General features: G+C 54.6%; 20 protein-coding genes. 8 read left to right on the top strand and 12 right to left on the bottom strand.

The window, feature by feature from the left end; translation table 11 throughout:
* Positions 1-450: 450 nt before the first annotated feature.
* From Q1A53_RS22630 to Q1A53_RS22595, 8 genes are all read right to left on the bottom strand, one after another.
* The gene (locus Q1A53_RS22630; protein ID WP_299971402.1) at positions 451-1,317 is read right to left on the bottom strand and encodes a transglutaminase family protein; all 867 of its coding nucleotides are present in this window, start codon (positions 1,315-1,317) and stop codon (positions 451-453) included.
* A 272-nt stretch (positions 1,318-1,589) separates the two neighbouring features.
* Positions 1,590-2,111, bottom strand: a complete 522-nt coding sequence (locus tag Q1A53_RS22625; protein WP_299971399.1) for a hypothetical protein — start codon at positions 2,109-2,111, stop codon at positions 1,590-1,592.
* A gap of 71 nt (positions 2,112-2,182) precedes the next feature.
* Positions 2,183-2,320, bottom strand: a complete 138-nt coding sequence (locus Q1A53_RS22620) for a hypothetical protein (protein ID WP_299971396.1) — start codon at positions 2,318-2,320, stop codon at positions 2,183-2,185.
* A 162-nt stretch (positions 2,321-2,482) separates the two neighbouring features.
* Entirely contained in the window at positions 2,483-3,616 is a 1,134-nt protein-coding gene (locus Q1A53_RS22615) for an alanine/ornithine racemase family PLP-dependent enzyme (protein WP_299971393.1), read from the bottom strand.
* Positions 3,613-4,695, bottom strand: a complete 1,083-nt coding sequence (locus Q1A53_RS22610) for a DUF1611 domain-containing protein (RefSeq protein WP_299971390.1) — start codon at positions 4,693-4,695, stop codon at positions 3,613-3,615. The genes Q1A53_RS22615 and Q1A53_RS22610 overlap by 4 nt, the downstream gene beginning before the upstream one ends.
* Before the next feature lie 206 nt (positions 4,696-4,901).
* Positions 4,902-5,753 carry a hypothetical protein gene (locus Q1A53_RS22605; RefSeq protein WP_299971387.1) on the bottom strand — a complete coding sequence of 284 codons (852 nt, stop codon included), beginning with the start codon at positions 5,751-5,753 and terminating at the stop codon, positions 4,902-4,904.
* Positions 5,743-6,096 (bottom strand): hypothetical protein, encoded by a 354-nt coding sequence (locus Q1A53_RS22600; protein ID WP_299971384.1) that lies wholly within the window; start codon positions 6,094-6,096, stop codon positions 5,743-5,745. Before Q1A53_RS22600 ends, Q1A53_RS22605 begins: the two co-directional genes overlap by 11 nt.
* On the bottom strand, positions 6,093-6,383 hold the full coding sequence (locus Q1A53_RS22595) for a hypothetical protein (protein ID WP_299671265.1): 291 nt from the start codon (positions 6,381-6,383) through the stop codon (positions 6,093-6,095). The genes Q1A53_RS22600 and Q1A53_RS22595 overlap by 4 nt, the downstream gene beginning before the upstream one ends.
* Before the next feature lie 187 nt (positions 6,384-6,570).
* On the opposite strand from Q1A53_RS22595, the gene Q1A53_RS22590 reads away from it, so the two are divergent.
* Positions 6,571-7,065, top strand: coding sequence for a hypothetical protein (locus Q1A53_RS22590; protein ID WP_299971381.1), 495 nt, complete (start codon positions 6,571-6,573; stop codon positions 7,063-7,065).
* 172 nt (positions 7,066-7,237) lie between these two features.
* Positions 7,238-7,438, top strand: a complete 201-nt coding sequence (locus tag Q1A53_RS22585) for a hypothetical protein (RefSeq protein ID WP_299146657.1) — start codon at positions 7,238-7,240, stop codon at positions 7,436-7,438.
* Positions 7,439-7,498: 60 nt separating this feature from the next.
* Here the strand turns inward: Q1A53_RS22585 and Q1A53_RS22580 are convergent, their stop codons facing one another.
* Entirely contained in the window at positions 7,499-8,230 is a 732-nt protein-coding gene (locus Q1A53_RS22580) for a Crp/Fnr family transcriptional regulator (RefSeq protein ID WP_299971378.1), read from the bottom strand.
* Between the two features lie 153 nt (positions 8,231-8,383).
* Here Q1A53_RS22580 and Q1A53_RS22575 point away from each other — a divergent pair, with 153 nt between their 5' ends.
* The 3 genes from Q1A53_RS22575 (at position 8,384) to Q1A53_RS22565 (ending at position 10,103) form a co-directional block, all read left to right on the top strand.
* Positions 8,384-8,620: a hypothetical protein gene (locus Q1A53_RS22575; RefSeq protein ID WP_299296828.1), complete on the top strand. Its 237-nt coding sequence runs from the start codon at positions 8,384-8,386 to the stop codon at positions 8,618-8,620.
* A gap of 444 nt (positions 8,621-9,064) precedes the next feature.
* On the top strand, positions 9,065-9,271 hold the full coding sequence (locus Q1A53_RS22570) for a cold-shock protein (RefSeq protein WP_299971375.1): 207 nt from the start codon (positions 9,065-9,067) through the stop codon (positions 9,269-9,271).
* A gap of 151 nt (positions 9,272-9,422) precedes the next feature.
* Positions 9,423-10,103 carry a hypothetical protein gene (locus Q1A53_RS22565; RefSeq protein WP_299971372.1) on the top strand — a complete coding sequence of 227 codons (681 nt, stop codon included), beginning with the start codon at positions 9,423-9,425 and terminating at the stop codon, positions 10,101-10,103.
* A 196-nt stretch (positions 10,104-10,299) separates the two neighbouring features.
* Here Q1A53_RS22565 and Q1A53_RS22560 read toward each other — a convergent pair whose 3' ends face one another.
* The gene (locus Q1A53_RS22560) at positions 10,300-10,932 is read right to left on the bottom strand and encodes a tyrosine-type recombinase/integrase (RefSeq protein ID WP_299971368.1); all 633 of its coding nucleotides are present in this window, start codon (positions 10,930-10,932) and stop codon (positions 10,300-10,302) included.
* 681 nt (positions 10,933-11,613) lie between these two features.
* Between Q1A53_RS22560 and Q1A53_RS22555 the strand changes: the two genes are divergently transcribed.
* The gene (locus tag Q1A53_RS22555) at positions 11,614-13,062 is read left to right on the top strand and encodes a hypothetical protein (protein WP_299971365.1); all 1,449 of its coding nucleotides are present in this window, start codon (positions 11,614-11,616) and stop codon (positions 13,060-13,062) included.
* 7 nt (positions 13,063-13,069) lie between these two features.
* Here Q1A53_RS22555 and Q1A53_RS22550 read toward each other — a convergent pair whose 3' ends face one another.
* Both Q1A53_RS22550 and Q1A53_RS22545 read right to left on the bottom strand, forming a co-directional pair.
* Positions 13,070-14,404 carry a type IV secretory system conjugative DNA transfer family protein gene (locus Q1A53_RS22550; RefSeq protein WP_299971362.1) on the bottom strand — a complete coding sequence of 445 codons (1,335 nt, stop codon included), beginning with the start codon at positions 14,402-14,404 and terminating at the stop codon, positions 13,070-13,072.
* A gap of 527 nt (positions 14,405-14,931) precedes the next feature.
* Positions 14,932-15,564 (bottom strand): tyrosine-type recombinase/integrase, encoded by a 633-nt coding sequence (locus Q1A53_RS22545; RefSeq protein WP_299971405.1) that lies wholly within the window; start codon positions 15,562-15,564, stop codon positions 14,932-14,934.
* A 197-nt stretch (positions 15,565-15,761) separates the two neighbouring features.
* Here Q1A53_RS22545 and Q1A53_RS22540 point away from each other — a divergent pair, with 197 nt between their 5' ends.
* Both Q1A53_RS22540 and Q1A53_RS22535 read left to right on the top strand, forming a co-directional pair.
* A complete protein-coding gene (locus Q1A53_RS22540) occupies positions 15,762-16,922 on the top strand; it encodes an IS30 family transposase (protein ID WP_299971359.1) in 1,161 nt (386 codons plus the stop codon).
* A gap of 877 nt (positions 16,923-17,799) precedes the next feature.
* A partial coding sequence (locus Q1A53_RS22535) for a hypothetical protein (protein WP_299971357.1) occupies positions 17,800-19,119 on the top strand: 1,320 nt, incomplete at its 3' end.

Raw genomic sequence — 19,119 nt, 5'->3', positions numbered from 1 at the left:
AAAGCCGCCCGCGCTTTCCTCCTTGTCAGATTTATCGCCGCTGCAGCTCACGCTGACAGCAGCCACAAACCTTAGACCAAGCGGACTTGTGCAGGTGCAGCTTTCGCCGACGCAGAAACCATTCGCATCTGCAGCATGCGTTTCGCTGCATTGCAGTTAATTTCGCCGAAGCGGTCCTTTAGCTTGCCAATTGAGACACCCAGAAAACCGCCCGAACGCCGCTTGATACGGTAGCCAGGACGAAAGCTGAGTAAGGCTAGTCGGCACGCTCAAACAGAGTTTCAACCAACGACTGCACGTGCGTGTGTTGCCAGTGGATATCCGCGGATGCGCTCTGTGCCCGTACTGTCCCAGATTAGTCCGAGGAGTTGCACGACATACAGCGAAACACGTTGTGAACTTCCAACTGGACTGCGCGGAGATTTGTGGATTCCGCCTAAATCGGTGAAGTCATTGATCTTCAACGCGGACAACCACCTTCATAGCGAGAAGATTGGTATCTTCTCCATGGTAGCTTCCGGCAACCGGAGCGACCTGTGATATGTTCCGCGCAACGGCTACCGGAATCAGATTGGCCGACCCCACCGACATGTTCGTTGGGTCGAACGGGATCCAGCCAGCCCCGGGAACGAAGACTTCGACCCATGCATGCGTAGAGCCCGAGCCAGCAGATCCGAGCCGATCATCACTGGGGTCATAAAGATAGCCGGACACCAGACGTGCCCCGAAACCCAGCGTTCGGACAGCCTCGGCATAGAGTACGGCAAAGTCACGACACGACCCGTAGCCCCGGTCGAGGGTTTCGAGTGGTCCTTGCGTGCCTTCGCTTTCGCGGATCTCATATGTGATCTGCGCTGTGGTGCCATTGCTCACGTCCTTCAGGAGCGACAGCGTATCCGTTGGTCGTCGCATAACGAATTGCTCGACCCAGTTTGATAAGCGCCCGGTGTCGTCTTGGTATTGTGGCGCAGCAAGCGCCCCGAGATCTGTCCAGTCTTCGGCGGAGTAAAGGAACGGGTAGGACGTCGCAGAACCCGCAATCGGGAAGACAGGCCAGTCAGGTGCCTCGAGGACGACGGTCGTATGGGACCGTATCGAAAGCGTATCTGTTGTGACATCAAAGTTGGCGACGGCGATGGCGTTTCCGGCGACATCGTGGGACCAGTCGATACGGGCGGTCGGAGCGATTTCAAGATCAAAGGTCGTCAATGTAAGGTCCCGCGTTTCACGAGGACGCAACATCAGCCTGTGCGGTCCAAGGATCACGGCGATGCGATAGCGATAGATGGTCGTATGTGCGATCGTGATCGTCGGCATGCAGCAGATCTAAGTCGACCGACCGGTGGAACGAGACCGACCTTCGCTGACCACTTCAGGCATTGCCGCGCGCCATGCCGTCGTTCCTTTGCATCTTGCGCAGATGCGCTGGCCGAACCCTTCGCTCCAAAACGAAGCACTACAAGCCAAGCAGAACCGCAGCTTCGGTACATCGCCGAGCGCGCGGCAGGGTTGATCCATCAGGATATCGTCGACTTTTGCTTGCATCAGATTCTGGCGTTCATTTGGTCCCTGAAATTGCGTTGTGGACATCATACGGAAACGGATGACGTGCGCGGTCGGCACGGCATCCCTTCATTCTCGACGTCATGAATGTCCGAAGCGTTCCGCGAAGCCCCCCGCGCTTTTGCGTTTTCGGCCTCAGTGTCCGCGTCACCCCTGTCAGTCTGTGTCGTCCCTGATCCCGAGTAGAGATGGCGCAATTGAGCCTCGGACACCCCGTCGGCCTGCATGACGAGTTGCACCATCGGATCGGCCAGCATTTCTTCGAGAAAGACCTGTGACAGGTCCTTGCCGGACAGTTTGTCTCTCGCACGGGCGCGGTCAAGATCGAGAAGCGACACAGTCAGGCTCCGTGTTAATCCCGGATGGGACAGGCGTGGATGCAAATGGACCACGACGGAGGCCTTCCAGGCCTGAGGGTCCTTGTGATCAGGTGGTGAGGCAAATTCAGTCTCGATATCATACTCTCCGGCGGGAAGCGTTTCGTCGAAACCGGGAAGATTGAAATGCCGTTCAAAAACCGCGATGGTTTTCGCTCTTTGTTCGTCCATTGCGTTTGATCCTTTCAATTGAGTTGCTGTTCCATGACTTTGAGCAAAGCCAGCCGCTTCCGGAGCATGCTTCAGGTTTTCTTCGGACCCGGAGAACCCGGTTTCGCAACAGTGCCCGACGCCTTGATCTGCGGTTCCTTTTTTGATGGTTCCGCAGGTTTGGCTTTCAGTATGGCAGCAGCTTTGGTCATCAGGTCTTTGAAAGACATACTCTTGATCCTTTTTGGGTTTTCCGCTGGAATTTCCGGGCCTCGATCAGGCACAATTTCTCGAATGCGGCTTATCTGTATATGTGTATTGACCGGCCCTTTTACCATGGCGCGGTGTCGGACAAATCGGCGGGGTATGATCTTCGTAGGCCCCGCAGGCGATCATTGTGGACGTCCTACCAAGGTCAGGAAGGGGTGGGTCTCGTGGTCCTTGGCACTTCCGTTTATCTTTTGCCTGCTATGAACAACCTTGGCGACATCTGGGGCGCTCATCGCCCGCATGAGGGCGCTGTAGTTCATGCCCATTTTCATCTCGGAGCCAACGGGCACAGCGGCTTTGGCTGAGTCGACAACGGTGTGGTCGCTGGTCGCGCCAATAAACGCCGTTCCCGGGGAAAACATAAGACCGCTTGCGTCGGTGTCTTGCTGCCCGACAGCAAGGATGGTTCGGGCTCGGAGGTCATCACTTCGAACCAAATTGAGCATCCCAAGCTCCGGAGCAATTGACATGGTCGGCGCTGGGCTTGGTTTGCGGCTTGTTTCGATCACTTCGGCAAAAAGGGTAAAGGCATCCGTATGAAGGCCAGTGATCGGATGCCCAGTCACGGGGTCGGTGCCCAGAAGGATCGCCTCACCCAGACGCAGGTTGTCGACCCGCCCAGTTGAAACGTCGCCAAGCGCCCATGGCAAATTGGCCGAGCCTCCTCCTGACACAAGATCTACAACAGGTCCGCAGGCGCCTTCGACTTGGTCGGCCAGTCTCGAGAGCATGGCCATGTCACCGGCCGTCGGTGCAACGTCGCCCAGGCAGACAAAATTTGCAGCGATGCCTTTGAGAGCGACACCGGGTGTTGCGATGACCTGAGCGGCGAAGTCATTGAGGTTCTCTTGTAAAATGCCTTCGCGCATATCGCCCATTTCGACCATCAGGATGACATCGTGCGAGGCACCCTGTTCCTTTGCGGCTGCGCCAAGCTTCAGGATCGTGTCCATCTCTGTGTTATAGCTCGCGTCGCAATACTGGATGACGTCTTCCATCTCGCTAAGTAGCGGCGCGCGGATCAACGAAATTGGGCACGTGATCCCCGCGGTCTGCATCCGCACGACGTTTTTGATGCGTGCGTCGGCCAGACTGGCAACGCCACCGTCCAGCATTGCCTCGGCTACGTCAGGATGCCCACACACTGCCTTGGTCACACCGGTGACCGAGATTCGACGAGCGCCAAGACGTCGGACGAGATATCGCGCGTTGGCCTGGATCTTGCCCAGATTAACTTCCACTCGCGGCGAGGTCATTCTGCGGCCGCGAGAGGCACGGGCCGCAACTGCGGAAAAGCGGACAGTACCATGTCGCTGAGGTGCACTTCTGGCCGAGTCAGCGCGTCCGTCACCGGAATGCCGAGGTCGCGCGAAAGACTGTCAATTGCACCAATGACCTCGGTGCGCGTCATCGCTTCGTGATTGAGTGTGATTCCAATCACCCGTGTGTCAGCAAAAGCTTCGATCAGGGCGATTTCGCTTTTCGGCCCGGGCATCGGCATGGCGGGAAAGTCGCAGCGATGAGCGCGTTTCGGCGCATGTTGAAGAACAACACCGTGCGGCTGGCTGCCGCGCAGAATGAATGCCGACGTGCAAAAAGCCGGGTGGCTGAGCGCACCTTGTCCTTCGATCAGGATGACATCCAGGTCTTCGCCGCTAGACGCCGCGAGAATCACGCGTTCAAGTTCCCCGCAGCAAAACTGCGGCGGCACGGCGTCCATGGCGATGCCGTATTTTGCGCCCTGCATAAGTCCCGTCTGGCCGGTGCCGACGAGGACGGTCTTGATTCCACGCTCGTTCAGTTCCCTGGCCAGAATGGTCGCTGTCGTCCGCTTGCCAATCGCACAATCCGTTCCCAGCACGGCGATGCGGATGGCCTTCACCTCGGACACGCTTCCGTCAAACAGGCGCATGTCCTTGCTTGGTCGGGGCTTGCGGATATCCCGGATCGTCACGTTGGCCGCGTCGGCAGCACCTCTGATCTCGGGATCGTCACCGAGATATTCGTGCAGGCCACTGACGACGTTCATGCCAAGCGCGATAGCATCCAGCACGACCTCCCGATCTGCCGGTGACATCTTGCCAGTGGAGGGGGCCATCCCATAGATCAAAGTGTCGGGGATATTTACCTCTCGCGTAACCGCAGCTTCGAGGTCTTCGACGACCGGGATGCCGTTGCGCACATTGTCCAGCACCTGCCCGCTGTCGCGCCCATCAAGTTTGCTGTCTATGACCGAAAGAATGCGGTAGGCTTGGCTGTGACGGACAAGCCCGTTTGCGGTCTTGCCGTCGATCTGTCCGAAGTTCCGCTCACAATAGACAACCGCTGTGGGCACCCCGTATGTCACAGCCTTTTTGGTATGAGATCGACGGGACGCGGACACGTCAGGCGGGGCTTGCGGCCCCATCGTTGACAGCCTTGTCGTCGGTCTTTCTGGATTGTCAGATTCCACGATTATTCCTTTGCCAAGCGGGTTTACCCGGGTCCGATCACATGAAGCGTTCGGGCGGGTGAGCCGCGTTTCGGTTCTAATTGCGAGCGCTAGTCGTTCAGGACGCAACGCCCTTGCGATCGCTGGAAATTCCTGTAGCACCCCCACCGATTTCCCGATCTGTCGAAATGCGCATTGTCAGGGAGGTCGATCTCTTTGTAGCCGTCGTCGGACTCTGCAAAGCCGCGGTTGCACTTCCAGCCTGGACCATAGCTCGCATCGTCGAAAAATGCGTTCTCCGGGACGACGACAGCCTCACAGGTGTCATCGCGTTCGAAGTAACCCCGCTCACATGTCCATGGCTGCCCGTATCCGGCTCCGTTCAGAAAGGCATTCTCGGGAACGGCAATGGCAATGCACGTGTCGCCGTCGATTTCGTACCCTCGGTTACATTGCCAAGCAGACCCAAAGGTGTTGTCTGCAAGATAAGCATTTGGGGGCAAATCGATCTCCAGGCAAAGATCATCAACCTTCATGTAGCCACGAAGGCAGCTCCAGCTCTTTCCCGACGGGCCGAGATATCCGCCATCAGGCACGATGACCTCAAGACAAGTCGCGTCATTAACCTCCTGAAATCTGTGCAGACACTCCCAGCCCTTGCCGTAGGTCCTGTTGGTGGTATAGGCATTCTCCGGAACGATGATGGAAAGGCAGGCATCGCCGTCACGCCGGTACCCACGATCACACTCCCATCCCTCGCCATAGCTTTTGGGCTGCGCATTCGTGGGAATCGGGGCAGCCTGAGATTGGGCGAAAGACGGCGATCCGATTGCGATGAGCGCGACGAATGCGAGCGCGAGGAACTCCGCGGAGGCCACTGCAGAGCGGGACGACACCATTGCAAGCGCGCCTGCGATGCCCTTAGACGAAATAGCCGACAGTTTGGGGCCACTACGATGCATCAAGGTCGAGACCTTCGATACAAGCCTGCGCCAGTTCGCGGTTCGGGCCATCCGATCCGGGCATCGTCGCCCAGCCTGTTTCCATGACCGCGTCGCGCCGCTTGAACGAGGACGCCTCGCGGATTGTTGCGAGCTTCGCCAAGCGTTCATTGTCGGCGCGGGAAATGTCTAGGCAGAAGGGCACAAGCGCCGCGATCACTTCTTCCTGCGCCATCTTATTGGCCATCTCCTCCGCGCCGCCTCCGGTCATCCATCCGCCCCAGGAAAATCCAACGATGCCGACGAATGCCGCGCCAAGGAGCGCGCCGTAAATGCCGGGTTTAAGCCATTCGGGTGTTGTCATGTCTTGTCCTCCTGCGGGGAAAGCGCCGCTTCGCTGTCATTGGTGGTTTCCGGGAGGGCTTGATCACATGCGATGGCATGTTCCAGATCCTCCTGTGTGATCACTTGCATCGTCGTTTGACCCGCTTTGCTCCCGCGCCCCTGGACCATCAGATATGTCGCGATGCGCCGGTAAGCCTCGAAGCTGAGGCCTTGCATAAGCTCTTCCTCGACAACGATTTCATACGTGCCGGCCGCAAGCTCCCGCTGGCTGTCGCCAATCATGAAGTCGTTGGAAAACGTCACCATTGATCTGGTCGAACGCGTGAGCATCCCAGGTCTCCATTGCACAGAATGTTAAACTTTCCGCAGCTGCCATTGTGGCAAGCGCCAAGAGAACGCCTCGCCAAGGCAAGACAGTTGAGCGCACATTATCCCAACTTTGGTGGGGCGATGCTGATCGAAGTTAGCCCCCGTCCGGGCCCTTGCGGTCAGGATGAGAGACAAAGCCGTTCCGCGGCTTCAGATCATTGTGTTCAAGTCTCTGCCTCAGTTTCACGCCGAAAGGAAACCAATGTCCGCCTCAGACGTCCTTCATCCGGATGGAAGCGACTACGATGCCTTCCTCTTCGCGGAATTGGGCGAGGACAGAACCGGTGCAGCCGTTACGGTCTTGTCAGCGCTTGCGCGCCTTGACCTCGAGCCATGGACCGAGGCGCGTGAACTTTCACGTCTGGGTCGGGAGGACGCGCAAGTTCGACTGACAACGCATTTTGAAGCGATTGCCGACATTCCGGCGCTGGCGTTGGCGAACGAAGGCCGAGCGGCAAAACTGGTTTCATTGCTGCCGAAGCGCGCGCCGCTTCGCGTTTCGAAATCACTCGAAGCAGGCACCACCAATTTTCCAAAGCTATCCATGTCTTGGACAATGATGGCCCTCATTGGAGTCGTGGTTCTGGCGTGGCTCCTCTATTTGGCTCAAACGGGCTAACCTGCGTCAGTGCAAAGACGCAATCGAACCGGTTAGGTGATTCATGTCTACCGCTTATTGGGTTGGCATTTTTTGCGAGTATCTGAGGGGCGTGGGACGCATGCAGTCCCCAAAGAGTTTGCATGGGGTCTGCGCCTCTTATTTCTCGGACCGTACAGGAAAGGACATTCCCATGAATGAAGAAGACCAAACCGAGGAAAACCAGACGGTGAAACACATGGCTTCCGTCAAGGCTGCCTGGGACAATGCACCCGAAGGCCCCAAGAAAGCGACCGCTCTCAAGCATTATCAAGCGGCCGAGAAGGCGCATGAGGCCGAAAACGACGAAGAGGCACACAACGAACTCAAGCAGGCAAGCCGCGCATTGGTGTAAAGTCGGCAAACCTGTGAAATGACTGCAAGGCCGCCCGAAGCCATACTGAGGGCGGCCGTTTCACGGCAACAATGGCCGTGATTGATCTAGATAGGCCGGATCGAAATCCGCCAATGCAACCAGCCCCTCGTAGTTATCGAAGGTTACTAGCCCGCCCTGAAACGTGACGAGTCCGCGTTCGCGGAGCTTACGAAGGACGCGGTTGACGTGGATGGCACTTAACCCCAACGCATCTGCCAGATGATACTGTGTGAGCGGACAGGCGTAACCTTCCCTGCACCCTAATCCGACGAGTGACAGTCTCACGCCAAGCTCCAGCAGAAAATGCGCCATGCGCGCATCCGCATCGCGCCGCCCGAGCCCAACAAGATGCTCGACAACCATCGCCTCGTCCCGCGACACGGCCCAGAGAATGGCCGTGGCCAGCCGTGGTGTCTCTGCGAAGGCTTGCAGAAGATCGCTCACCAGAACCTCCGCGGCCTCGATATCGACGATGGGTTCGATCCCGTGATCGGAGGTGTGAAGAAGAACGCTGCGCAGCCCCAGGAAATCCCCCGGTATTTGGAAATCAACGATCTGCCGCGATCCATCAGGCTGAATCTTGTAAGACACAACCCAACCCGATGCCAGAATATAGGCCGCCTGTTCCAATTGACCCTGGTGAACCAAGTCGCGCCCTGAAGAGAAAGACTTCCTCCGCTGATGCAAGCGCTCGAGAACGACCAGTTCCGTCTCCGAAAGAGCAACAAACGCAGAGAGCTTTTGGGTAAGTGGGCTGGCTTTGATGTTCATTACCGGTCCCTCCCGAACCGCGCATACTCCCGTAAGAAATGGGCGCTGAGACTGCTTTCGATCAGTACGGACTACCTAAATTATTGAGATGTTGGTCAATACTATCACGACCTCGCCCGGTTGCGTGGCAAGAAAGGAAGAGAATTGTCCTCAATGTCGGATCAACGAGACCCTTCAGGGATGGCCGCCTTCTCCATTTGCGAGGCCCTCCTACTTGCCTTGCAAGATCGCAAGCTGCTGCCAGAAGGCGAGATTCTGGGAATTCTTCGGGACGCGGCAGCGACCCACGAGAATGCCAGAGGTCCAGAAACCGAACAAGAAATGCATATGGCAACCGCCAAACTGATCAATGAGATCATCGTTGGCGGCAACCTTTCGCGCCGCCCGTAGCGTCAACCCTCATACGCTGAACACGAGCGAAGCCTATTTGCTTAGTCGCACCTTTCAACCCATCTACGGATCAGTCGCTTCGATCTTTGAGGCCGGAGGGTGGTCGGTAGACATCTGCGATTTCGTATCTTCTTCTTGTGAGGCCTTTTTGTCGGTGGCCACTTTCTTCGCCAAGTCGTTGAACGACGTTCTGGCTTTCCATTTCTGGCTGCCAGGGTATCCAGCAGCTTGTGAGCTATAGGGGATCGATGCTCTCTTGGAAAGGAAACATCAGCCGAAGCACCGCGTGCACCTTGTAACACTCTTGGGGAGATACCACGTTTGTTATGCTACTGACCTACATTCGAACTCCTGTTTTCCTTTACCGGCTCTCAGCGCTCGACACTGTCGTGAGAAGCCAGGTTGCCGCATATTGTGGGCAGCGATCAAACAAGGAAAATTCACATGGCCAATGGCACAGTGAAATGGTTCAACGGCACAAAAGGCTTCGGCTTCATCGCACCTGAGACTGGTGGAAAGGATGTGTTTCTGCACATCTCCGCACTCGAGAAGTCGGGGATGACCACCCTGAACGACGATCAGAAGGTGACCTTCGATGTGGAGGCCGGCCGCGACGGCCGTGAAAGCGCAACCAACATCGCGCTCGCCTGATCTTTGCAAATGGGCGCTCTTAAGGAGCGCCCTTAGACAGACGGCCATTTGTTTTTGAATCTTCTTCCGCTGCCTAACGCAGCAGTTCCTTTGCCCTGATTGGTATCCGCCGAACCGGACTACGAATTGTTCATCCCAGGAGACCAGCCCGATGCCAGGTTACACAGCTCCAAACAGATCAGATGCGGGACGTGACGTCTTCAAGGGTATGTCGAAGAAATCGAAGGCCAAGGAGACCAGGAAAGAAGCCGCTATGTCGATCCGCGTGGGCGAGTATGGCAGATATCAGATCAAGTCCGGTCGTCTCGCCGGCGCATACGGCGCTCGCGCCTTTCCCAAGCCACCCACGAAGGCGCGCGGCTTGATTGCCGAGGCGACGGGTGAGACCGAAGAAGCTGCGATCATCGCATTGCATTCCGCCATTGATCAGCGCGAAGTCCGTAGGGCCGAAGACCGCAGAACAGACCCTCACAAAGGGACGCAGGTACCAACATCCGACGAATACGTGGAAGCGCTCCATTCTGTAAACCTGACGGGTTCGCAGCGCGCCATGTTGATGGCGTTGTCGCTGAAGGAAGCGGACGGGTTGGCACAGGTTAAGGTTGCAGATGCTGGCAGCTACAAGTCCACGACCTCGGCCAACAGAGCGCTCGCCAGCGTGGGTCGTATGATTGTGGGCTATCTGTCTTCGGGAACGGGATCCACGGGGCCTTCAACGGGCCCGGATGGAAGCACGCTCATTGGGTATCGAGATGTCTCCGAACATGACGAGAAGGCTGAGAACTGGATAATGCACCCCGAGCTTTGCGCCGCCGTCCGTAAGGTTATGTAATTCAATGGGTAAGCCGTCCAAGTGATTGGCCAATATGGGTTGACTGCCAATCCAGTCGAACCAGAGTTTGTCCAGAAATACCGATATGATCGGACATCAAGAGGACGTTTGGCGGCGCTTTTAACTCTGGATCAATTGCGCTGCGTGCGGCAGGTTGGCCCGCAAACGCAGGCGGCACCAGCCGCACGCCCATTGCCTAGAGGTCAATATTCTCGGCGATACTAAGTGCATCTTCAAGTTCAACTCCCAGGTAGCGCACTGTGCTATCGACCTTCGTATGGCCGAGCAACAGTTGAACCGCACGCAGGTTGCCTGTTTTCCGGTAAATCTCAGCAGCTTTTGTCCGGCGCAGCGAATGCGTTCCGTATCCACTCGGTTCCAAACCAATCGCCGACACCCAATCGTGCACCAACCGGCCATACTGACGGGTTGAAATGTGCGGGCGGTCGTGGAAGCGGCTGGGAAACACAAACGAGCAAGCCAACATCTCGGGTGATTTGACCCAAGCCAGGACAGTTTCCCTTGTGTTTTCTGTCAGTTCAAACTGAACAGGCCGCTTGGTTTTGCACTGAATCACTGAAACCCGTTCTCGGACGCGATCCTCTTTGACCAGATCGACCACTGAGAGCCTGACCAGATCACAACCACGTAGTTTGCTGTCGATGGCAACGTTAAATAGCGCCAGATCACGAAGGTTGTTGGCCAACTCGAGTCGCGCTCGGATTGCCCAAACCTGTTTTGGCAGCAACGGTCGTTTCTGGCCGATAATCCGCCCCTTGTTCCAGGCTTTACGTTTCGGGGTTACGGCAGGAAGTTGGACTCTAGGCATAATTTGCCCTCCTTGCCGCCCTCCAAACCCAAGCATCAGCACCGCGCTGACGTAGGAATGCTACTCGCAAACCTGATTGCATCCGACCTGCCACCCGTGAGTTTTTGCTCCAAACCTAATAGCAGGCCGAATGAATGGCCGGATTCACCGCCGCGTAACTGCGCTGAAGACCTTGCATGCGCAGAAATTCTTTCGCGGCGAGCGCACGCAGCGAAAATTTGGCACTTCCGCAATGGGCTCTCCTGACACCTTCGTCGCAATCTGCACCAACGGCAGGTCTTTGAGCTGCTGCCGTTCGCTGCGCGACGAACTGACTGGTAAGATGCGGACCCAGCGGACTTCAGGTTTTTCAGTCCCAAAGTCCGGTTTTGTTCCAAAACGACGGTTCGCTCGCGAACGAATGAACAACGTTGGAACATACTAGGCGCGCAACCTGAAGCGACTGCAAGCGCAGCTGCATTAAAACAGCTTGACTCACAAGGGTTGTGCAATGAATTATTTCGAAGGTTGGGGGCAGTATTTTTACATGTAGGGTTTTGGGTGAGTAGTTCATCCCGCTGTCTTAGCCCCTTCAAACTTTGCCTAAGGGAATCGCTTTAAGAATATATTGACGTACAGCCGCCCAACTGTTCACTCTTGACGCCCTTTTACTGTACAAATTCTATTGATCGAGGACTCGCGTTGGCCCTTTTCCGAACAAAAACTGATCAAGATGAAGAGACTAAGTCCACAGAAAACCGCGGTCGCACGCGTGAAATCGTCTTGTACACGTTAGTGATCGCGGCATTCGTCAGTTCATTCACTCTTGTTGTATTCGAACGGCCAGCCGAAAGCTGGCCGGATCTCATTGATTATATTGTGAGCAATCCGCTTACCGTTTCAATAATCGGTGCTCTTATTGTATTTTTGATATTGGACCGGTTCAGAGAGCTTTCGAAAGCACTGACGGAGATAGAGAGCCGGCTTTACGATCATCAGGGTACCTTCAATCAAGAACTTGAAAACAGAGTTGACGAAACTCAAAGGAAGCTGTCCGAAAAATGGCAGCGCATCGACACTAAGCTCGCCGACATTTCGCAAGACTATCCTTTTCTAGATGATATCAACAACTTCGACATGCTTGTGAATGCTCCCACGGCGATTGCAGCACTGAAGAACATAAGCATTCTAATTTCTTCGGGTCGCCCAAACCTAGGATATCATATCCTCTATGAGCTTTCAGTATCTGACAAGCCAAGAACGACCTCGTTTTATGGATCTCCAGCACAATTCGAAACGCTGGGTCTCTTTGCTTTGGCGTACTATGATGACGCGTACCTATGCGATCTTCTATTTCAGAAGGCTGGTCGTGTTGCGAGCGAGCGAGAGATCGTCTGGACGGCAAGGCGGTTACAATTAGCCACACTGACAGGCAGACTTTCATTGGCTGTGCAATTGTCTGAGATTTTGTCGCGGCATATCAAGAAAAGAACTTGGGAGAGTTTTTTCCTTCTTAGCCAGACCAAGTACAAACTTGCAGCGACCGATCTGATCGAAGTGCATGTAGCGCTGTCCCTGTCGGAAAGAATACTTGGTGAACAAAGCAGACCTTTTACTTTGTTCTTTAGACAAAATAAGACTGCCGAAATTGCACAAGGCTTTGACGAGTTTCTTGGGTATGTGCATGGCCTATCTGAAAACACACCTATCGCTTCTGAAGAGCAAGTTATCCATGCCAAGTCGCCATCTCCAACTGCACATGCGCTGTTGGAGATCGTCGGTTCTAAAGCGGCACAGGACAGCTTGTCCGGCGAAGCGTCTCTTTCTTTGCTAAAGGACCATAGCTCGCTTGTTCGCCACGTGTTTTCCAAAAATACTTCTAACGAAACGGAAGTTGACAGAGCTATAACCCCGGTCCCAGACGAAGCGCTTGAACAAATAGAAGAGGAGCTCGAGCATCAAGATCAAAGTCCTAGTATAGCTGAGCTAGTGCCCGGCTATAAAAAATGGAAACGAGAAAACCCGAAGCCCTACACGAACAATCCAAATGTTACTGTGACAACATCGCCGCCCAAGAGCCGCCGACGCCCAAAACCTTCGTTTTCCCCTAACAAGAAAAGCAGCGACGACAAACGCCAGTCTGACGAGTGAGCCAGAGTTAATCTTTGTAATAGGGGTTTGCTGCCGCACGTCGAAGCAGAGTATAATCCCTAAGGTAGTTCAGCCGCCGTAAGGTTTGCGGCTTATTCCCTGCAAAGGAAACTACTTGCTGCGTATTGTCTAGTGAGAGTAAATCATCTGCAGGTACTCCCAACATAAGTTCGATTGGTTCAGCATCAATCCGACGACCCATTCCGAAAACCTGCACGACCCCACAGTTGTTGATCAAACTGGCAGAGTCTGCATAAAGATGTGTAAGTTGCGACAAGTCTTGAAAAAACATCCAAACTTGGAGCCCAAACCCTCGCAATAGAGTCACAGCGCGCCGTAACTCGTCGAGGGTGCCAAATTGAGCGCATTCGTCTAGCATGAAAAGCGTTCTTAATTTTGGGATTTCGGATCTTTGGGTAATGATATTTAACATCGCGACCACAATCATCGAAAAAACACGCGAGTGAGACGCGAGTTTGTTCGGCGGCATAATGATATAAACCGTGAAGCGATCTCCGGCTTTGATTACGTCAGCTTTGATGTCATCTGAAGACAAACAGTGTAGAATTTCCGGACTATCAAACAGCTCGATGTTTGTTTGGGACATCGATTTGATGATTTGGCGCTGCATATCTGCGTTGTTAAGAAAGGTTTGTAGAGAGCGTCGAGCAAACTCATCTATTTGTGTGTGGCTTTGGTTGTTTAGAAGGTAATTTAGCACATCCTCGATATCCGGACGCATTAAAAGATCAACAACCTGCTTGAGACTTTTTTGATTTGAACCAAGGTGAGTCAGACTCGCAACGAGCTGGATTAGCCCAGTAAGCAAAGATTCTGCTGAGTTTTGCCAGTACGGGTCTTTCTGTGTGCTAGGGTCGATACCTGTCATCATGCGTGCCAGCGTCGTGCTATCTCCCTTTTTTTGGTTGCTGTCAGGACTCAACAAGGGTCCGAATACGTTAATGCCACATGGTCTTTCCACGATTGAGTGCTCTGGATAACGATCAATTACCCCGAAAGGATCGACAGCAAATACTTTATGCCCCAGAGTTTCCCTTCGATACTTGGCTGTGACGAAGAAGTTTTCTCCTTTTGGATCTATTACTATGGCCGGCCCAGCATAAGACAAAAGTGTCGGAATTATGGCGGAGACTCCTTTGCCTGATCCGGTTCGTGCTATCGAAATCAAGTGCGAAGATTCATTAAATGAAACAGCATTCCCAAAGTTGTGCCGAGATACCGCTTTGCTCCCTGAAATGGACTTAAGGAATACCCCTTTCTTACGCTTTGAGTGCAGCGGCCATCCCAAAGCAATACCTGTTTTCTTGTCTTTTTCTTCCATACAATTGGCCCTAATTCAGCGGTGCAGTACGAGTCCTGGTGCACGTTTGATCGGAATTTCACCACATTTCTGCACAGGCCCTTGTGCAGACTTTTTTGTTTTACTCAGCTGGACCGCAGATTCGCTCAACGTCCGGTTTCTGAGGGAGGAATGCAGTTTAGTTTTGTTGTGGTCGGCACTCAAGGTGTAGGGTCCAGTACGAGCACTCTACATCCATTCCAGTCAAGACCCCTTCAGTTGTTTGTGGCGCTACCCGCCAATTAAAAGGTTTCGGTGTGTGCATTGCAAATCGGCTTTGTCGGCTTCGAAGAGTATTCTAAAGCCCCTGTCCCAATACTACAATTGGTGATGTAGTAACACATAGAACCCACGGCTGGTGCCGCCAAGACAAGTAGCTGCTTTGGAACTTTCCAGCCATGGATGCCATGCGCAGCATCGGTGTATTGGGCTCAGAATGCTCGAACGCCGCATGACGGACGGACAACCGCTTCGAAATGGCGAACGGCAAGACCGTCCGCCAGGGTTCGTTAGATGTCGATGCGCTCGGCTATGCTCAGAGCATCTTCCAGTTCCACACCAAGATAACGCACCGTGCTGTCAACTTTGGTGTGACCAAGCAGCAGTTGCACCGCGCGAAGGTTGCCAGTCTTGCGATAGATCTCGGCAGCCTTTGTTCGGCGAAGCGAGTGTGTACCGTATCCACCCGGCTCCAAACCAATCGCCTTCACCCAGTCGCGGACAAGTCGACCGTACTGACGCGTTGAGATGTGTGGTCGGTCGTGAGACCGGCTTGGGAACATGAACCGGCAAGCAAGCATCTCCGGATTTCTGACCCAGGCCAGAACGGTTTCACGCGTGTTTTCCGACAGCTCGAATTGAACAGGCCGTTTGGTTTTGCTCTGGATCACGGAAACACGTTCCCGGACGCGATCGTCCTTGACAAGATCAGTCACGGTTAGCTTAACGAGATCGCAGCCTCGAAGTTTGCTGTCGATGGCGACGTTGAACAAAGTCAGGTCGCGCAAATTGCCCGAAAGTTCGAGCCGTGCACGGATCCCCCACACTTGTTTTGGCAGCAACGGACGTTTCTGCCCGATAATCTGCCCCTTGTTCCAAGCCTTGCGTTTTGGGGTGACTGTGGGAAGTTGCACTCTTGGCATGATTTGCCCTCCGATCCTCCCTCCAGCCCATTCATCAGCACCGCGCTGACCGGGCGAGTGTACATGCAGGGCTGAAGGCCCGTTTTGGGAAGCCAACCAAATGGGCGTCTTCTGCACGGGCATTGGTCTGCAAGGAGCTGCGGTTTCAACGGGTGAGCGCAACACTTTAATCTTTTTGGAAAGATGGAGTGTGAGAGATGAAGTATCGAACGCGAACGTTTTACACGGACAAACAGAAATCCGAGATGTGGGATCGATGGCAGCGCGGCGAGTCGATGAGTTCGATAGGACGACACTTTGATCGTGCATCATCTTCGATCTTCCCACATTTGGCGCAGTTCGGCGGGATCCGGCCACCTGCCCGTAAGAGATCGCGATTTGCTTTGAGCTTGCCGGAGCGAGAGGAGATATCTCGGGGCTTGGTCGCAAATCAGTCCCTGCGCTTTATCGCCAAAAGCCTGAAACGGTCGCCTTCAACAATCAGCCGAGAGGTTCGTAGGAATGGTGGGCGTCAAGCCTATCGCGCGGCGTGCTCGGATCAACGCGCCTGGGACTGCGCAACGCGGCCAAAACCATGTAAACTCTCGTTCAACGACCCATTGTGTCAACTGATTGCACGCAAGTTGCGTCGGAAATGGTCACCGCAGCAGATCGCTGGTTGGCTTAAGCGCAAGCACCCAAACGAAGAGCAGCACCGCGTGTTACACGAAACCATCTATCGCAGCCTCTATGTGCAAACCCGTGGGGTCCTGAAGAAAGAATTGCAGGAGTGTTTGCGCAGCCCGCGCGCCATTCGAAGGTCACGGCACGCAACCCAGAAAGGGCTGAAGCTGCGCAAGATCAAGGATGCGGTCCCGATCAGTGAACGGCCTCCTGAGGTCGAGGATCGGGCCGTGCCGGGACACTGGGAAGGCGACCTGATCGTGGGGTCCAACAACAGCTACATCGCCACACTCGTGGAGCGCCATTCCCGATTTGTCATGCTGGCCAAAGTTGAGAATAAGGACACTCAGAGTGTTGTAGAGGCCCTGATCAAGCAGGCCCGCAAGTTACCCAAAGAGCTGTATCGGTCGCTGACCTGGGACCGAGGATCTGAGATGGCTGGACATGTGGCGTTCACCATGGCGACAAAGATTGACGTCTATTTTTGTGATCCGCAGTCACCATGGCAACGCGGTAGCAATGAAAATACCAACCGGTTGCTTCGCCAATACTTCCCCAAAGGCACTGACATATCAGGCTTTAGTCAAGCCAAACTCAGCGCCGTCGCACGCCAGCTTAACGAGCGGCCACGGAAAACCTTGCAATACCAAACCCCGGCGGAGAAATTTGAAGCCTGTGTTGCGGCGATCAGTTGAAACCACAGCCCAAAGCGGTCATTGGGCACTTAACTCGGCTCTTCCTCACTTGGCGGGCATTTCTCCTGTCTTCTCGTTTGAAGTGACGGGGAGATTGCCATGCGAGGTAGAGAGCTTTGGGCGCCGAGCAAGAACGTAACGGTAAATTGGGTTGAAGGGACTTCTGCTGGAACATGGGTCGTGTTTGCCTCGCTGGCACAGCGGGGGATTTGTCCGGGGCCGCGGACCTCGATCATGACGCCGTCACGGCTGCCAGCGAAGGCGGTTGCAGGATTTTCCCGCACTAGGTCAAGCTGTCAGAATAGATCTGCGGGTCTGTGGGTGGCGCTGCATGTCCGGAGGGTGTCGTTCATCGACTTTCTCGGATCAGGCGCCAATGAGGATTGCTACGGCGGCATCGACCTGACCTGCTCAAGGGCACCTCTGGGCCGCGCAGGGCTTTCGCGACGGCGATAACACGGGCGTGTTCCAAAAACTCGGGACACTTTTGCTGGGCTATACGAACGTCTGAACATCAGGAGAAAATACAGAAATTCGCGCTCTTACCCGACAAAAGCTGCAGGTTCAGCCGGACAAGTTGCAATTTATACCGGACGGCACACTAAGATAGTTTGGCTGTGTACGCAGTCTCCAGCTATCCGGTCTGCCCGAAAATTCCCTGATAACAGGGAAAAAACAGGGGAAAGTGCGTGATTTTCCCGGTCGTCCGCAACCTCAATGCTATCAAAGGCAGAAAAACTTGGGCCTTTTCGATGCGTCGCCAGAAAAATTATCAGGGAAATTCTTTCACAGATCAGCGAAATTTCAGATCGGATCTGGGAACTACGGTCTTGAATCTATTAGGTTGCTGACCAGTTTACGAAGGAATTTGCGAGCCATGGCAAGGAAGTCTCAAAAGCTCAGCAGAAGGGAACTGTTCGACCTGGTTTGGTCAACGCCGGTTACCAAACTAGCCGGTGACTTCGGTATGTCGGACCGAGGATTCTCAAAGCTCTGCACAAGATACAAAGTGCCGACACCACCGCGTGGCTACTGGGCCAGGATCGAAGCGGGAGCGGAGCCACAGATTCCGCCGTTTCTGGAATTGCGCGATCGCTCGCTTGACGTCGTCCGGATCAATTCTGCGTTTCACGCGCTTCCATCGGACGTTCGCCATGCAATCGAGGAAAGGAAATCTGTTGGAAGCAGGCCGACGAAAAGGAAAGCCGCGCAGGCCTCTGAAATGTTGCCAGCCTTCGACAAGCCTCATCGCTCAGTGTCATCAGTAGTTCGCAAAGTCAGACAAAGTAAGCCTGATGACGATGGCAGGGTCTCCGTTATGGGGCCGCGCAAACACGGCGTGTCTGTTCATTTCACATCGGTCGAGCGCGCGGTTTCAATCCTGGATGCAATTGCGAGGAAGGCTGTGGAGCGCGGCCTGAAGGTCGAGTGTGATGAGATGGATCTTTCAGTCTCTCTGGGACAGGATAAAGTGCCATTCGGCTTGGTCGAGAAGACCAGGCGAGAGAAACACGTGCCAACCCGCGAAGAACTCGCCAAAGAGGAAAAGCGCAAAGCAAGGCTGCGGCGCAATGATTGGGAATCATTTGATTTCGGTTTTGGACGGCCGTGGCCCGAGTATGACATCGTCTTCACCGGTCAGCTATCGCTTGGTGTGGATGTGTGGGCCGATGGGTTGAGAAAGACGTGGGCGGACGGCAAAACGCAATGCGTTGAAAAGCTTATCCCGGATATCGTTGATGGTCTGGAGCTGCTGCTTCTGCATGAGAATGCCCGTCGAGAGGAAAGTGAAGAGCGCGCGCGGAAGGCCGAGATACTTCGTCATCGCCGGCATCTTGCAATGCTGAGGTCGGATCGCGAGGAGGCCAGGGTCTCGTTGATGCGGGAACTGCTCGATCTGCGTCGCGAGGCGAATGACATACGAGCCTGGTTAGCCGATATGCCTGAAGAAACCAGAGCGAACGCGAACGGTAACTTGGGACGAATGATTGATTGGGCTGAAGCGCGTTTGGCCGACCTGGTGTCAAAAACAACGGTTGGGGCTGCTGAAGCGAAGCTAGATGGCCGGGACTTGTTTCCAGAAAATGATGATCTCGAGGACCCGGAAGGAGAATCGCCGCTGATCCTCCCCCACTGGAGTGGTCCTCCGCTATGTTTAGGAAAACGGAGGAATACCATGGCAAACAAGCGACCAAAG

This window comes from uncultured Roseobacter sp., from assembly GCF_947496515.1.
Classification (GTDB): Bacteria; Pseudomonadota; Alphaproteobacteria; order Rhodobacterales; family Rhodobacteraceae; genus Roseobacter.
Note: the sequence above shows the minus strand (reverse complement) of the source record. Positions and strands in the feature narration are given on the sequence as shown.